Source organism: Labrys sp. KB_33_2 (assembly GCF_052114505.1).
Lineage (GTDB): Bacteria > Pseudomonadota > Alphaproteobacteria > Rhizobiales > Labraceae > Labrys.
Genome location: NZ_JBFREW010000009.1, coordinates 59,011 through 74,396 on the forward strand (window position 1 = coordinate 59,011; position 15,386 = coordinate 74,396).

15 protein-coding genes and 1 tRNA gene are annotated in these 15,386 nt (G+C 61.6%); 5 read left to right on the top strand and 11 right to left on the bottom strand.

The annotated features are described in order from the left end of the window. The first annotated feature begins 31 nt into the window (after window positions 1-31). The gene (locus AB4037_RS16940; protein ID WP_434957027.1) at window positions 32-838 is read left to right on the top strand and encodes a 3-methyl-2-oxobutanoate hydroxymethyltransferase; all 807 of its coding nucleotides are present in this window, start codon (window positions 32-34) and stop codon (window positions 836-838) included. A 254-nt stretch (window positions 839-1,092) separates the two neighbouring features. Here the strand turns inward: AB4037_RS16940 and AB4037_RS16945 are convergent, their stop codons facing one another. From AB4037_RS16945 to AB4037_RS16970, 6 genes are all read right to left on the bottom strand, one after another. Next, the gene (locus tag AB4037_RS16945) at window positions 1,093-2,133 is read right to left on the bottom strand and encodes a Gfo/Idh/MocA family protein (RefSeq protein WP_434959659.1); all 1,041 of its coding nucleotides are present in this window, start codon (window positions 2,131-2,133) and stop codon (window positions 1,093-1,095) included. A gap of 123 nt (window positions 2,134-2,256) precedes the next feature. Beyond that, window positions 2,257-3,042 (bottom strand): ThuA domain-containing protein, encoded by a 786-nt coding sequence (locus AB4037_RS16950; RefSeq protein ID WP_434957028.1) that lies wholly within the window; start codon window positions 3,040-3,042, stop codon window positions 2,257-2,259. A 204-nt stretch (window positions 3,043-3,246) separates the two neighbouring features. Then, on the bottom strand, window positions 3,247-4,338 hold the full coding sequence (locus tag AB4037_RS16955; RefSeq protein ID WP_441772304.1) for an ABC transporter ATP-binding protein: 1,092 nt from the start codon (window positions 4,336-4,338) through the stop codon (window positions 3,247-3,249). A gap of 4 nt (window positions 4,339-4,342) precedes the next feature. Further along, window positions 4,343-5,164: a carbohydrate ABC transporter permease gene (locus AB4037_RS16960; protein WP_434957030.1), complete on the bottom strand. Its 822-nt coding sequence runs from the start codon at window positions 5,162-5,164 to the stop codon at window positions 4,343-4,345. Next, window positions 5,161-6,087 carry a carbohydrate ABC transporter permease gene (locus AB4037_RS16965; RefSeq protein WP_434957031.1) on the bottom strand — a complete coding sequence of 309 codons (927 nt, stop codon included), beginning with the start codon at window positions 6,085-6,087 and terminating at the stop codon, window positions 5,161-5,163. The genes AB4037_RS16960 and AB4037_RS16965 overlap by 4 nt, the downstream gene beginning before the upstream one ends. 222 nt (window positions 6,088-6,309) lie before the next feature. Beyond that, window positions 6,310-7,569: an ABC transporter substrate-binding protein gene (locus AB4037_RS16970; protein ID WP_434957032.1), complete on the bottom strand. Its 1,260-nt coding sequence runs from the start codon at window positions 7,567-7,569 to the stop codon at window positions 6,310-6,312. Window positions 7,570-8,133: 564 nt separating this feature from the next. On the opposite strand from AB4037_RS16970, the gene AB4037_RS16975 reads away from it, so the two are divergent. After that, the gene (locus AB4037_RS16975) at window positions 8,134-9,150 is read left to right on the top strand and encodes a substrate-binding domain-containing protein (protein ID WP_434957033.1); all 1,017 of its coding nucleotides are present in this window, start codon (window positions 8,134-8,136) and stop codon (window positions 9,148-9,150) included. A 103-nt stretch (window positions 9,151-9,253) separates the two neighbouring features. Here the strand turns inward: AB4037_RS16975 and AB4037_RS16980 are convergent, their stop codons facing one another. Both AB4037_RS16980 and AB4037_RS16985 read right to left on the bottom strand, forming a co-directional pair. Further along, window positions 9,254-10,147 (bottom strand): DMT family transporter, encoded by an 894-nt coding sequence (locus AB4037_RS16980; RefSeq protein WP_434957034.1) that lies wholly within the window; start codon window positions 10,145-10,147, stop codon window positions 9,254-9,256. Window positions 10,148-10,409: 262 nt separating this feature from the next. Continuing rightward, window positions 10,410-11,057 carry a cyclic nucleotide-binding domain-containing protein gene (locus AB4037_RS16985; protein WP_441772305.1) on the bottom strand — a complete coding sequence of 216 codons (648 nt, stop codon included), beginning with the start codon at window positions 11,055-11,057 and terminating at the stop codon, window positions 10,410-10,412. A 478-nt stretch (window positions 11,058-11,535) separates the two neighbouring features. Between AB4037_RS16985 and AB4037_RS16990 the strand changes: the two genes are divergently transcribed. Further along, entirely contained in the window at window positions 11,536-12,432 is an 897-nt protein-coding gene (locus AB4037_RS16990) for a tyrosine-protein phosphatase (protein WP_441772306.1), read from the top strand. 41 nt (window positions 12,433-12,473) lie between these two features. Here AB4037_RS16990 and AB4037_RS16995 read toward each other — a convergent pair. Then, window positions 12,474-12,549: transfer RNA gene (locus AB4037_RS16995), tRNA-Ile, on the bottom strand. A gap of 148 nt (window positions 12,550-12,697) precedes the next feature. On the opposite strand from AB4037_RS16995, the gene AB4037_RS17000 reads away from it, so the two are divergent. Next, window positions 12,698-13,411: an SIMPL domain-containing protein gene (locus AB4037_RS17000; RefSeq protein ID WP_434957037.1), complete on the top strand. Its 714-nt coding sequence runs from the start codon at window positions 12,698-12,700 to the stop codon at window positions 13,409-13,411. Window positions 13,412-13,602: 191 nt separating this feature from the next. Beyond that, window positions 13,603-14,088, top strand: coding sequence for an Lrp/AsnC family transcriptional regulator (locus tag AB4037_RS17005; protein WP_434957038.1), 486 nt, complete (start codon window positions 13,603-13,605; stop codon window positions 14,086-14,088). Between the two features lie 49 nt (window positions 14,089-14,137). On the opposite strand, the gene AB4037_RS17010 is transcribed toward AB4037_RS17005, so the two are convergent. Beyond that, on the bottom strand, window positions 14,138-14,623 hold the full coding sequence (locus AB4037_RS17010) for a hypothetical protein (RefSeq protein WP_441772307.1): 486 nt from the start codon (window positions 14,621-14,623) through the stop codon (window positions 14,138-14,140). A gap of 177 nt (window positions 14,624-14,800) precedes the next feature. After that, window positions 14,801-15,274 (bottom strand): transcription elongation factor GreA, encoded by a 474-nt coding sequence (gene greA / locus AB4037_RS17015; protein WP_149254640.1) that lies wholly within the window; start codon window positions 15,272-15,274, stop codon window positions 14,801-14,803. Window positions 15,275-15,386: the final 112 nt, after the last annotated feature.

The following is a 15,386-nucleotide window of genomic DNA, read 5'->3' on the forward strand; positions in this document are numbered from 1 at the left end:
GCGATCTTACCGCAGCCCCCTGGAGACCGTCATGGCCCGCCTTCGTCCCACCGTTGCCGACCTGCTTGCGCTTCGCGGCAAGAAGCAGATCGCCAAACTGAGAGTCACCACACTGGAAGAGGCCGAGGCGGCCGAGCGCGCCGGCATCGGCATGCTCTCGGTTCCCCCCAAGCTGATCGCCGAGCCCGCTTTCCGTGATGCGGCACCGACGGCCTTTGCGGTGACCGGGCTGGAACATGGCCACTACGTCAGCGCGGAAGACTATCTGCGGGCCGCCTTCCTTGCCAGGCAGCAGAGTTCAGACGCCGTCTATTGCGCCGCCAGCCTTGCCACCATCCGGCGGCTTCGCGACGAAGGCATTCCCGTAGTGAGCCATGTCGGCCTGATCCCCTCGCATCGGACCTGGACCGGCGGCTTCAAGGCTGTCGGCAAGACCTTCGAGACCGCCTGGCAGGTCTGGCAGCAGACCAAGGCTCTCGAGGAAGCCGGTGCTTTTGCGGCGGAGATCGAAGTGGTGCCGGTGGAGGTCGCCGCGGCCATCGGCCGCCGGACCAGCCTATTCATGATCTCCATGGGCGCCGGCGGAGGATGCGATGCGCAGTACCTGTTCGCAGACGATGTGCTCGGCGCCCATGACGGGCATTATCCGCGTCATGCCAAGGTCTATCGCAATTTCCGCGCTGAATATGAGCGCCTGCAAAAGGAACGCATCGCGGCATTTTCCGAATACAATGCCGACGTCGCCAATGGTGCCTTCCCGGCGCCGAACCAGGTCGTCGGCATTGCCGGCGAGGAACTCGAGCGCTTCCTGAAGGCGCTCGATGCCGACGCGGCCTGATCGCAGGCACTGTGAGGCCGCTCCCGGGGACGCAGGCGTCTCGCCCATGGGCGCTAACTTAGCGGCCAGAGGCGCAGGTAGCGGGAGGGTCGATCTCCACAGCTCCATCAATTGATGGAGCGAGATCGACCACCTTTGTCCTCTATCTGGCTCGACATTTCCAAGATGGTCGATCTGGAGATCGACCCTCCAATCTGGTCCCACCACCCAAAGTTAGCGCCTATGGGCGTCTCGCCCCCGCACCCGAAAGACGATCAGGCGATCGGTGGGGCCGAGGCGATATCCGTGTCGAAGCAGCGATCGATCACGCGCTGCAGATTGGCGGCGTGGCGGAAGCTGGGTTCGGCGTTCTCTCCGCTCTGCACCGCCGCGATGAAGCGCTGGTAATTGGTCTTCACCGGATCGGCGTGCAAATCGCGCCAGGCCTGGGTGTGGATGCCGTCCCCGGTGCAGATGCGCAGGCTGGTGAAGGGGCCGTGATTGATCTCGATCGCGCCCTTGGTGCCGAAGACACTGAGCTTCAGCGTGTTGGCATAACCAGTCATGAAACGGCTGGTATGGATCACGCCCAGCGCGCCATTTTCGAAACGCACCGACATCACCGCGCTGTCATTGGCATCGAGCGGATAGTCGCCGATCCGGTCGCCCGATGCCTTATGGAAAGTCGCGAGTTGCGCCTGCAACGCGACCGGCGTCATGCTCACGGCATAGCTGGCGAAATCCAGGATGTGGATGCCGACATCGCCCAGCACGCCCTTGGAGCCATGCTCCTCCGACAGACGCCAGAGCCAGCGGGGCTCGGTCGACCAGTCACCCCAGTGATTGCCCACCAGCCAGCTCTGGCGATAGGAGGCCTCGACATGGCGAACCTCGCCGATCTCGCCGCGCGCAATGATGCCGTGGGCCGCCTGCAGCGCCGGCACATCCCGATAGGACAGGTTGACCATGGCAATCAGGCCGGCGGCCTCGGCCGCCGTCGCCATCTCGTCGGCCTGCGGGAAGGTTTCGGCCAGCGGTTTCTCGCACAGGACATGCTTGCCCGCGAGGATCAGCTTCATCGTGGTGGGATGGTGAAACCTGTCGGGCGTGACATTGGCTACGGCATCGAAGCCGCCCCAGGCGATCGCCTCGTCGAGATCGCCGAAGGAGTGCGGGATGCCATGCTCGTCGCTGAACTGGCGCGCCCTCGCATCATCGATGTCGACGCCCGCCACCACCTCGGCATCGGGAGAGGCCTGGAAGTGCCGGGCGTGATTGGCCGCCATATTGCCGGTGCCGAGCACGAGAATGCGGATCTTGGACATGGAATGATCTCGGGAGCGCGGACATCCCGTCCGCTCTTGGAAACGTCAGGCGCGATCAGGAAGTGCGGACATCGCGACGTGCAAGCATGTCGCCGAGATGTCCGCGCTCCAAATTCACCGGAAGCCTTCTTCACCATCCTCGTGGAGCCGCGGCCCCTTCACTTCCAGAGGCACGGGCGCCTTGTCATGCGGCGTGTTGGGCGCTTCGTTGACTCGCTTCCAGGCCGTCGCGGGATTGAAAGCCCATTTCACCGCGTTGCCGAGCACCTTGCGCACGGTGGCGTTGTGGTAAGTCGGATAGGCCTCGTGGCCCGGACGGAAGTAGAAGATCTTGCCGGCGCCGCGCTGATAGGTCAGCCCCGAGCGGAAGACTTCGCCGCCTTCGAACCAGGAGATGAACAGCGTTTCCATCGGCTCGGGCACGGTGAAGGGCTCGCCATACATCTCTTCATGCTCGATCTCGAAATATTCCGGCAGGCCTTCGGCGATCGGATGGTTCTTGTTCAGCACCCACAGCCGCTCGACTTCCCCGGCCTCGCGCCAGGACAGCGCGCAGGGCGTGCCCATGAGCTGCTTGAAGATCTTGGAAAAATGGCCCGAATGCAGAACGATCAGGCCCATGCCCTCCCAGACGCGCTCCTGCACGCGCTTGACGATCTCGTCCTTGACCTCGCCGTGGGCAGTGTGGCCCCACCACAGCAGAACGTCGGTATTCTTGAGCTTCTCGACGGTCAGGCCATGCTCGGGCTCGTCGAGAGTCGCGGTACCGACACTGATGCCGCCGGCCTCCTCCAGCGCCGCCGCTACCTCGCCATGGATGCCCTTGGGATAGAGCTGGCGCACCAGGGCGTTGGTCTGCTCATGCCGGTTCTCGTTCCAGACGAGTGCGCGGATAGTCATGTCGGGTTTCCTTTGCCGTCAACGGCGATTCAAAGCGCTTTAATAAAAATCTCTGCCACATCCTGGGGCATGATTGAAGGTGGGATCTGAGGATATTTTCAGGTCCGGCGAAGCTCGCCGGGACCGATGCTCGTTGCACCGGTGGCGGGCGGCTACGCGAAGGGTTCCCGAAGGACGCCCCTGGTGCCGTCCGCCGAGATCGTTCTAGGCCTGGAGCCGCCGCAGGGCCGCCCCGTCGGCCTTGAAGACATGCGACAGTTCCCCCGGCACGCCGATATTCACCTTGGTCGCGGCGACCACGGGTGCGTCCCCGGCATGGCGCAATGTCACCAGCCTGCCGTCCGCCGTGCGCACATATAGGAAATGGCTTTCGCCGAGTTCCTCGACCACTTCGACATCGCCGGTGAACGAGGCCTCCCCGCCGGCTTCCTGCAGATGTTCGGGCCGGATGCCGAGCTTCACCTTGTCGCCGGCGCGCACGCCGTTGCCGTCGACCTTGGCCACCACGCTGCCCCCGCCTGGCAAGGCGACTTTCACGCCGGAGGCGTCGGCCGCCTGCACCTCGGTATCGATGAAATTCATCTGCGGCGAACCGATGAAGCCGGCGACGAACAAATTGTGCGGGTTGTGGTAGAGTTCCAGTGGCGCGCCGACCTGCTCGACATTGCCCGCGTTCAGCACCACGATCTTGTCGGCCAGCGTCATGGCCTCCACCTGGTCATGGGTGACATAGACCATGGTGGCGCCCATCTGCTTGTGTAGCTTGGCGATGGAAATGCGCATCTGCACGCGCAGCGCCGCATCGAGGTTGGAGAGCGGCTCGTCGAACAGGAAGACCTTGGGGTTGCGCACGATGGCGCGGCCGATGGCGACGCGCTGGCGCTGGCCGCCGGACAGCTGCTTGGGCAGGCGCTCGAGCAGCGGCGTCAGTTCCAGGATCTTCGCTGCCTCGCGCACCTTCTGGTCGATGGTCTGCGTATCGGTCTTCGCCAGTTCCAGGCCGAAGGCCATGTTCTGATAGACGTTCATGTGCGGATAGAGCGCATAGGACTGGAACACCATCGAGATGCCGCGATCCTTGGGGGTCTTGTCGTTCACGCGCTGTCCGTCGATCAGGAGGTCGCCGGACGTGATGTCCTCCAATCCGGCGATCAGGCGCAGCAAGGTCGACTTGCCGCAGCCCGACGGACCGACGAAGACCACGAAGTCCCTGTCTTCGATGTCCAGGTTGACGCCATGCAGGGTCTCGATCCGGCCAAAGGCCTTGCGGATATTCTTGAGTGTCACACTCGCCATTTGCTTAACCCTTGACGGCGCCAGCGGTGAGACCCGCGACGATCTTGCGTTGGAAGATGAGGACGAGGACGATGAGGGGCAGCGTCACGATGACCGAGCCGGCCATGATGTTGCCCCAGGGCAGTTCCTGCTGGCTGGCGCCACTCATCGAGGCGATCGCCACCGGCACGGTGCGGTTGTCGGGCGAGAAGGTCAGCGCGAACAGGAATTCGTTCCAGGCCGCGATGAAGGCGAGCAGGCCCGTCGTCACCATGGCCGGCCACATCAGCGGCATGAACACGCGGCGTACCACCGTCCAGGGGCTGGCGCCGTCGACGAAAGCCGCTTCTTCCAGTTCCCGCGGCAGTTCCTTCATGAAGGTGGTGAGCACCCATACGGTGAAGGGCAGCGTCAGGATCAGGTTGGAAAGCACCAGCGCCGGCATGGTGTTGTAGAGGCCGAAGGCGCGCACAACCTCATACATGCCCGACAGCACCGCGACCTGTGGGAACATCGACACGGCCAGGATGGTCATCAAGAGGAGGCCCCTGCCCTTGAAGTGGACCCGGCCCAGCGCATAGGCGGCCGTCACCCCCAAAAAGAGCGAGATCAGCACCACCGTGACGGCGACGAGGATCGAGTTCCAGATGTTCCAGGCAAAGGGCTGCTGCTCGAACACGCCGACATAATTGGAGAAGTCCAGACTGTCGGGCAGCAGCGAGGTCGAGAACAAAGCCTGGCCCGTACGCATCGAGGTGATGATGGCGTAGTAGAACGGAAAAACGGCGTAGAGGACGATGACGACGACCAGCAGCCAGAATCCGATGGGTTTGAGGACCTTGGTCATCGCGTTGCATCCTCCGAAACACGCACCTTGCCCACGGTCATAGCCAGTACGGTGATGATGCCGATCACCAGGAACAGCAGCGTCGCCGCTGCCGAGCCGAGCCCCGTCTTGGCGAAGTCGACCAGTTGCAGCCGGGCAAAGCCCGACATCGAGATGGTGTCCCGGCTGCCCGAGGTCAGCACATAGATCAGGTCGAAGATGCGCAACGCGTCGAGGGCGCGGAAGACTACGGCCACCATCAGGGCCGGGCGGATCAGCGGCAGCGTCACCTTGAAGAACACCTTCACGGGGTGGATGCCGTCGACCTTGGCCGCCTCATAGCAGTCGGATGGCATCATCTGCAGTGCCGCCAGGATCAGCAGGGCCATGAAGGGCGTCGTTTTCCAGACATCCACCATGATCACGGCCCACATCGCCGTCTGCGAATTGGCGGTCCAGGCCACCGGGCTCGAAATGATATGCAGGCTGAGCAGGATGTGATTGAGGATGCCGAACTGGTCGTTGAGCATCCACAGCCACATCTTGGCCGAGACGATGGTCGGAATGGCCCAGGGGATCAGCACCGCGGCACGGACGAAGGCGCGCCCCTTGAAATTGGCGTTCAGCACCAGCGCGACGATGGTTCCGAGCACCGTCTCCAGGGCCACGGATACCAGCGAGAACCACACCGTGTTCCAGACCGAAAGCCACCACACCTTGTTGGCGAGCAGGCCGATCCAGCGCCCGTCGACATTGGCCAGATAGTTCGAGAAGCCGACGATCTTGTAATTGCCGGGACTGCTCAGCTTGGCATCGGTGAAGCCGAACCAGATGGTGCGCAGCAGCGGCCACCCGGCGACGACAGCCAGCACGACCAGCATGGGCAACAGGAACAGCCATGCCGACCGAACCCTTGTCCGTGTCAGTTCTGATTGACTTGCCATTGGGGACTCCCAGAGGGAAGCAGGAAGAGTTGGCCAGCGGATGCGCCACCACCCAAGTCGAAATTCTTGAAGTCGGAGCGCATGAAGTCGAGATGCGACCTGCCAATAGCCACGCCCACGGGTCAGGACCCAGGCTTCGGCCATGCGGCTGGAGAGGGAAGGAAGGAAGGAAGGAGAAAGAGCGCCGCGAACCGAGGGTTCGCGGCGCAGTCGGGGAGGATGCTACCAGCCCGAGCCCTTGATATTGGCGAGTTCGCCGTCAAGGTCCTCGAGAGCCGTCTCTGCTTTCGCCTTGCCGGACAGCACGCTGGCAATCGCGTTCCAGAAGGCATTCGAAACTTCGTTGTAATTGGCGCCGGTGATCTTGGAGGGACGGGCGACCGCGCTGGTGAAGGTCGCTTTCAGGTCGCCGAAGAACGGTACGGCCTTGAGCACGTCCGGGTCCTCGTAGAGGCTGGCGATGGTGGGATTGTAGCTGCCTTCGATGGCGCGGCGTTTCTGCTCCTCCTTCGAGGTCAGATAGACGGCGAGGTCGGCGGCAAGATCCGCCTTCTTGGAATATTTGGAGACGGCGAGTTGCCACCCGCCGAGCGTACCCGTGTTCTTGCCGTCGGCACCGCCCTTGGGCAGGGCCACGACCCCGATCTTGCCCTTGACCGGGCTGTCGGCGCCATTGCCCAACGACCAGGCATAGGGCCAGTTGCGCATGAAGGCGGCGTTGCCCGACTGGAACACGCCACGCGCTTCCTCCTCGCCGTAATTGAGCACGCCATCCGGCGCAATCTTGCCGATCCAGGAGGAGGCCAGCGTTACCGCTTCCGCCGCCTTGGGATTGTTGATGGTGATCTTGCCTTCCGCATCGACGATGGTGCCACCGCCGTAGGAGTCGATCCATTCCAACGCATCGCAGGTCAGACCCTCATAGGCCTTGCCCTGGAACACGAAGCCCCAGAATTTGTCGTTGCCGCCCTTGCGCTCTCCCTCCTGAACCTTGGCCGCGGCCTCGGTCATTTCCTGCCAGGTGGTTGGCGGCTTCAGCCCGTTCTTCTCCAGAAGATCCTTGCGATAGTAGAGCACGCCCGCATCGGTGAACCACGGCATGGCGACGAGCTTGCCGCCCACCGTGTTGTTGTCGATGATCGCGGGGAAATGCTCCTTCTCGGCACCCTTGGTGTAGGGGCTGAGATCAATGAAGTGATTGGCGAGAATGCCGGGCCAGATCACGTCGATCTGGAAGACGTCGATGTCGCTCGCACCAGCCGACAGCAGCTGCTGATAGAGCGCCAGCCTTTCATTGGTATCGTTGGGGGTCGAGACGATCTTGACGGTATTGCCGGTCTTCTTGGCCCAGGCTTCCGCGCCGCTCTTGCACAGGGCCAATTCCTGGCCGACTGCGCCGCAGGAAATCGCGACTTCAGCAGCGCTGGCAAAGCTCGTGAGAGCGATAGAGGCAGTCGCGGCCAAGGCCCAACGCATGAACATGCGGTCTTCCTCCCTTTAATGTGCCGCAGCTGCCTCCTCTATGGCAGGTCAGCATAGGCAACCGACATTTCCTCGTTCGAGGTCTCTTTTAGCAGAGCTTCTATAATCTACTTCAAAGCGCTTTGAATTCTAATTCCGACAAAAGTCCGCCTTTGTCAAGGCAACCACATGGCAAAACTGCGTAACAACTGGGGCGCCCGAACAGATCCTCCGAAAGTGGCATGCTCCATTGAAATATTTTGATTGAAATTCAATGCCGCTGATGTTTTTTGAGCGAATGCGTGAGAAACTTGTGAATTTCCCAACAAATACGGCGGTTATGCTACCTATTTGACGGAAAAGAACTAAGCTGACTCAGAAAAAATAATAGAAAGCGTTGGCCCAAAGCGCTTTAATGAACAGATGCGGTCTCATCGCTGCTTGCGGCTGGGGGAATTGCCTAGAAGGGTGCGCAGTATCGCGAGCTATTCGCTGTGCCCGACGGATATTTCTCTCCGATCCCCGGTAAAACGGGTCCGCTTCTGTTCATCGAGAGAAACGAGAAGGCCTGGAAGGAACGTTGCGGTGAACTTGAAGGAACTGTCACAGCATCTGGGTCTGTCCCAGACGACTGTCAGCCGCGCGCTCAACGGCTTTCCGGAAGTTGGCGAGGCGACGCGCAAGCGCGTGCTGGAGGCGGCCGAGACCTACCAATATCGTCCCAATGCCAGCGCACGCAAACTCGCGACCGGTCGCGCGGGGGCGATCGGCATCGTGTTTTCGTCCGAACGCAACATGCTGCTCGATCCGATCTTCACCGATTTTCTCGCCGGCGTCGCCACCCAATGCTCTCGATCCGACAATGACGTGCTGGTCTCCTCCGCCCAGGGCGACGAGGCCGGTACCTATCGACGCCTCGCGCGCGTCCGGTCGGTCGACGCCGTGCTGCTGTCTTCCCCGACGATCGACGATACGCGCATCGCATTGCTGCAGCGGCTGGGCATGCCCCTGGTCATGCATGGACGCACACAGACCGGCCTGCATTATCCCCATCTCGACATCGACAATGAGGGGGCCTTTCACAAGGCCACCACGCTGCTGATCGATCTGGGGCACCGGCGCATCGGCCTGCTCAACGAAAACCTGCGCTTCACCTTCGCTACGCATCGTTCGCAAGGCTGGCGCCGAGCGTTGACCGCCCGGGGGCTCACCGCCTCTCCGGAACTCGAAGGCGGCGCCCGCATGACTGAGGAGAACGGCTACCGCATGGCCCGTGGCCTGTTCGAGCTATCAGACCCGCCGACGGCCCTGCTCTGCTCGTCGATCTTTCTCGCCCTCGGGGCCATGCGGGCGGCCCGGGAGACAGGCCGGGTCGTCGGCAAGAACCTGTCGCTGATCGCCCATGATGACGGCCTCGACGCCATCCGGCCGGAGACACTGACGCCAGCCCTCACCACCACTTTCTCCTCGATCCATGCCGCCGGAATCCGGGTGGCCGAGATCGCCATGGCCTTGGCCAACAGCGCCAATCCCGCCGCCATCGCAGAGATTTGGCCTGTCGATCTCGTCTTCCGCGGCTCCACCGTGCCGCCCGCGCCCTGACTAAAGCAAAGCGCGATTTCGGGAAAATCGCGCTTTGCTTTCTAGTTCCTATTCTGACGCATTTTCTTAAGCGAAAAGTCCATCAGCTTTTCTGGAAAATGCTTTAGCCGGCCGGCGCGGACACAGTGGCTCGATCACGATAGAAGACGAACAATCCGCTGCCGATGATGATGCAATTGCCGATGACGATCGGCAGCGTCGGCACGTCGCGCCAGACGATCCAACCCATCAAAGTGGCCCATACCATGGCCGAATACTGGAACGGGGCGAGCAAGGCAGCCGGCGCCATGGCCAGAGCGCGGGTGATGCATACGAAGCACATCATGGCGACGATACCGACGAGGAACATCAGGGCAAGATCGAACCAGCCCGGCGTAACCCAGGCGAACGGTATCGTAGCCGCGCCGATGACGCCCGCCCCGGCGAACTGCCAGACCACGAGGGAAAGCCAATGCGTGCGCCGCAACTGCCGCGTCACGGTGACCGCCAGGCCGAACATGACGGCGCCGATGAGAGCGATGGGCGAGGCCGAGGAGAACAGTTCCGCCGAAGGCTGGAGCGCCACGAGAACGCCGATGAAGCCGGCGATGACCGCTCCCCAGCGGAACGGCTCCACCCTTTCGCCGAGTAGGGGAACCGACAAGGCGGTGATGATCAGGGGTGCCGCCATGTAGAAGGTCATGACGTCGGCGAGCGGCATGCTGCGCGTGGCGAAATAGAAGCAGTAGGTGTCGCCGGCCATGCACAGGATGCGCAGGATCTGGAGCCGCCACTGGCCGAAATCGAAGAGATCGACCTTCAGGTGCCAGACCATCGGCACGAGGACGATGGCCGCGCCCACCGAGCGCAGCAGCAACAGCTGGCCGACGGAATAGTCGGCAACCAGCCATTTGCCGAGGGCATCGTTCAGGGCGAAAAAGAACACGCCGGTGAGAAAGAGCGCGATGCCCATGCCGACGCTCGCGGCCCCGATACCAGCCTGGCGGGGGGAAGTCATTTCGGTTTCGTTTCCTGCCGGAACAAGGCGCGTTCGGCGATGAATGCGCTTTGCCCAATTCTTGGTTCGAGTTCTTTGGTTCGAAGCGTCTTTGCGAGTCTTGCCGAGTCCGTCAATTCGCAAAGCGTTCCAGGCACATGGCATGGAGTTTGAAGCGGTCCGGAAGTCGGCCGGGCGTCGCCCCATCCGCCCCGAACGGTCATTTGTCGTACCAATATCCGGACATTGCGGAAAGAGGCAATCTTTCGAGCCCGTAGGGAAATCAGGCGGCCGTCATCTTCGCCGCCATGTCCGAGGCGAGCAAGCCGTCGAGCGCGACCTTGATCAGGGGGCGGCGCATCCGCAAGGCGTTGAGGGCTGCAACCGGCCATTCGACATAACAGGCGCCTGGCTCGACCGTCACAGTGGCCGAGGCCGGCTGGCGACGCAGGAAGCCGACCTCGCCGATGAAGGACTGCGGCCCGATGACCAGATTGCGGCCAGCCTTCTCCACATGGGACCGCCCGTCGAGCACATAATAGACCTTCTCGACCGCTTCCCCCTGGCGCAGGAGGGTGTGGCCATCCTCGCTGCGTCGCCAAAGACCGATCTTCATCAAGGATCGGAACTCGCCCGGCGACAGGCCGCCCAGGGCAGCAAACAGCCGTCGCTCTTCGGCGCTCAGACGAAACTGGGTGCGAGCAAAAACCAGCCTGGCCATCATCAGAAGATTCACGCCCAGATTGACCACGGTCCAGAACAGCGCATCCCACAGCATGATCTCGGGAACGACCAGGTAATAGAGAATGTAGAGCAGGGTCGAGACCACGAGGAGGGCACGCAAGACCAGCTGGTCGCGGCAGGTCAGCGCCGCAACGGCAATGAGGGCGGCGGCATGGATCAGGCCGAGCCGGACAATTTCGAAGAACATTTCAGCACCAGGGAGGGAAGACCGGATGCAGTGTCACGCCGCCATCCGCGGCATCCACATGGTGCGCTCAGCGCAAAAATGCTGTGCGCCCTCGCACGGGTCGGCCGATGTGGCCCCAACCCGGAGCCGACTCGCGCCCATGCAAGGCGCATCGGCTCTAGAACCCCGATAACCGCCTGGTTGCCATTGCGAGTTTGTCGGCTGGCCTCGAATACGGCGACGCCCTCGCCCGGCGCGCTGCTCTGGATGCGCTGATGGGAAACCCTCCGCCATAGTCCGCATGGTTTTGTCGGTTTCGGCAGTGGCGGGCACCTCTCCGAGATGACATCCCCCTCTTGTCGCGCGCCATCGACATAACCACGCAATGTCCATGCAATAATAATCAGCAGTATAGATTTATCGCCGGCGACACTCTTGCAACGCACTTCCCATTAAGCCGGCATATCAATCTCAAAAACTCGGCTTCAGGATGCAAAAAATGCCACCCCTTTTCATGATAATAAGGGACATAATCAGGGATATATTTAGAAACATTGATAACATAATCTCATTTATTCTAATAAATCTAATGATAATTGCGGCAATTTTCGCATCAATTTATGAAAAAATAAGTACGGATCGCTCCATCGCCCTTGCATCGCTGTCGATCCTGTTCGCGCTGCTGCTGTCTTATTACAGATTGAAACAACATGTCCGCTACAACCCAGGATCTTCCCTGAGACACCTGCTTCCACGCGTCTTGCTTGCACGGTCGAAAGGGGGCAGCCGTGCCTGCGGATGGCTCTCCAGAACCTTGTTCTGGAGCATCTCCGCCGTGGCTATCTATGTCGTGGTGCTCATCTGCTGGGGCAATTTCGGCACGGTGATTCGCGGACAGGTCTATCGGTCCGCCCAACTCGGCAGCGCCACGATGTCATTCAACGTCCAGCGCTATGGCATCAAGGCCATCATCAATCTGCGCGGCAGCAATCCCGGCCAGGATTGGTATGATAGGGAAGTCGCCGATGCGAAGGTGCTCGGCATTCACCACATCGATTTCCGGATGTCGGCCAAGCGGGGGCTGAGCCGGGAACAAGCCGAAGAACTCATCGCCTTGATGGCGCAGGCGCCAAAACCGCTGCTGATCCACTGCGCTTCCGGAGCCGACCGCACCGGCCTTGCCGCCGCCCTCTATGTCGCCGCAATCGCCAAGGCCGGCCGCGAGAAGGCGCAAGCCCAATTGTCTCCCTTCTTCGGGCACTTGTCCCTGCCCTTTTTGCCCGGCTATGCCATGGACAGAACCTGGGAGGAATTCGCCCAGTGGCTGAACAAGGTTGGGCACGAACCACACCCTGCGCTGGCTAGGTCGGACGGCAACACCACCGACCTGCAATGACCGATAATCGCGCCAGGCTAGCGAATTCCTGTAAGGAGTTCTGGTGGGCCCGGAGGGACTTGAACCCCCAACCAGACCGTTATGAGCGGCCGGCTCTAACCATTGAGCTACAGGCCCGGCTGTGCCAGACGGGGCATCTATAGGCAGAGTCTTGTCCAGGTTCAATCGGCTATCCGCAATTGCGATGCCTGCCGCAAGCCCGTCATCATGCCGCCGCCTTCGATTGCAAGGTTCCACTCGCAATTTTTATCACTGGAGTTCATCGATGCTACCGTCCTTCGTCGCCCGCCCCGCCCTCGCCGCCTTGCTGCTGGCCGGAGCGCTCGGCGCCGCCCAAGCCGAAGATTTCAAGCGCGTGATCGCCATCAATGGCGAGGCGACGGTCGGTGCCAAGCCGGATCTGGCCTATGTCAGCGTTGGCGTGCAGAGCGCAGGCAAGGTGGCGCGCGACGTGCTGACCGCCAATTCCAAGGCGACCGGCGAGGTTCTCGCCGCTCTCAAGGCAGCCGGCATCGATCCCAAGGACCTGCAGACCTCGGGCTTCAGCGTGCAGCCGGCGAGCCCACAGAACGGCAAGTTCTCGTCGAGTTCCGAAGATGGCCCGGCCATTGCGGGCTATACCGTCTCCAATACCGTGAACGTGACGCTGCGCGACCTGCCCAGGCTCGGCGATATCCTCGACAAGGCGGTGAGCGCCGGCGCCAACAGCGTCGAGGGCATCCAGTTCGTCGTCTCCGACCAGTCGGTCCTGCTCGACGGGGCTCGCAAGACCGCCCTGGACGATGCGAGGCGCAAGGCCGAGATCTATGCCAAGGCCTCCGGTCTGCGCTTGGGCAAACTGGTGGATCTGAGCGAGAATACCGGCCCGATCGGCGGCGGCCTCTATCGCGCCAAGGCTGTGCAGGATTCGGTGCCGATCGAGTCCGGAGAGAGCGCGCTGAACGTCACCGTATCCGCACGCTTCGAGCTTGAAGACTGACCCTTCGCGCTCCGCCAGTATCGAACAAGACTCCACGGGCCAGCACGGCATTTGCCGCAGTGCTGGCCCGCCGATTTTCCGCACACGCAAGTTTGTTTCACGCAGCAAGGCCGATTGGGTAACAAAGATGCTTGCCTGGCTGTTCTCCCCGGTTTAGGACGGCTTAACCGCTCTTAATCGGAATGCTTATCGTGCGCGCACGCCTTGATGCTGTTGACTGGAAAATCCTGCAGGAACTACAGGCCGATGGTCGCATGACCAATGTGGAGCTGGCCAAGCGCGTCGGCATTTCCGCGCCCCCCTGTCTGCGGCGTGTGCGGGCCCTCGAAGATGCCGGCGTGATCAAGGGTTACCGTACCCTGCTCGACGAAACCTCGCTCGGTTACGAGATCACCATCTTCGCCATGGTCAATCTGACCTCGCAGGCCGGCGCGGATCTGCAATCCTTCGAAACCTATGTGAAGAATCAGCCCCTGGTGCGCGAATGCTGGATGCTGTCCGGCGACGTCGATTTCGTGCTCAAATGCGTGGCGAAGGATCTGCGCTCCTTCCAGGCTTTCGTGGCCGAGCTGACGGCAGGGCCGGCCGTGCGCAACGTCAAGACGGCGCTGACTCTGCGTTCCATCAAGGACGATCCGATCGTTCCCCTCGAACTCGACGTGAGCGAAGGGGCCTAACCCCGATGCGGTTCAGCTGGGCGTGCTTGCCCATCTTGAGTGAACCGTATCAAGCCTGAACCAGCTTGCTCAGCAGCCAATGCGCGTAGCTGGAAGCCAGCCAATCATATCGGCGCGGTGTCGGATCAGGCACTTCAGCAGCGGCATCCACCGAGGTCGTGGTAGCGAAGAGCGGGAAGCTCTTGATCACGCTCCCCGATGACGACAGCGTGATGCGGCCATCGAGCGTGTCGACACTGTCGAAGCTGACCAGGCCACCGTCGGAATCCACAGGAAAACTGATGTCGGTAAGCACGACCGACAATGTCGCTCCGCCCTTTGCGCCGGGCTGGTAGCGCGAGCCGAGCTGACGGACGAGATTGCGCTGAAGATAGGGCGGCATGCGCTGGAGCCAGAGATTGCCGCTCCCGCTGACCTGAACCCTGCGGATGACGGGAATGGCGGGATTGTCGCCATAAGAGGTGGCGCAACTGGTGAGCAACAGACCGGCGCCAATGGTCAGGAAGCCCCTGCGCCCGATACGTTCCGAAGTCATGGTACCCTCCTGCTCGCGATACGCGCTCTCTATAGATACTCGCTCTCTATAGAACGTGCCGTCTCCCCAATCGAAGCAAATTCATGCGACCATGTCGTCCTGTATCCAACAGCAAAACGCCGCACCCGGCGAGGATGCGGCGCACTGCGTTACAGGGGCCTGAAATCAGCGGTCGGCTCAACGCCAGGCGACGTTGGCGATCTCATAGGCCTTGGGGCCTTTGGGCGTGTTGACCTCGACGGAGACCCCGATCTTCTTGCCCACCAGAGCGCGGGCGAGCGGCGAACCGATCGAGATCTTGCCGGAGCGGACATCGGCCTCGCTCTCGCCGACGATCTGATAGGTCTTCTTTTCCTCGGTGTCTTCGTCGATCAACGTGACAAGGGCCCCGAATTTGACGGTGTCGCCGGACAGCTTGGAAATATCGATCACTTCGGCGCGAGACAAAGCATCTTCGAGTTCGGCGACACGGCCTTCATTATGGCCCTGAGCTTCCTTGGCCGCGTGATATTCGGCGTTCTCGGAAAGGTCGCCATGGGAACGCGCTTCGGAAATCGCCGCGATGATGCGCGGCCGTTCAACCTGCTGGCGTTCCTTCAATTCTGCCTCGAGCGCGGCATAGCCTGCCGGCGTCATCGGGATCTTGTCCATTGCTTCGTCTTCTCTTTCCAAACGCAAAAAAGATACGCGCCGGACGGACTTTCCCGGCGCGGCTGACATATCGGTTTTGCAATTTTACGGTACCCTCCCCCCACGGGAGAGG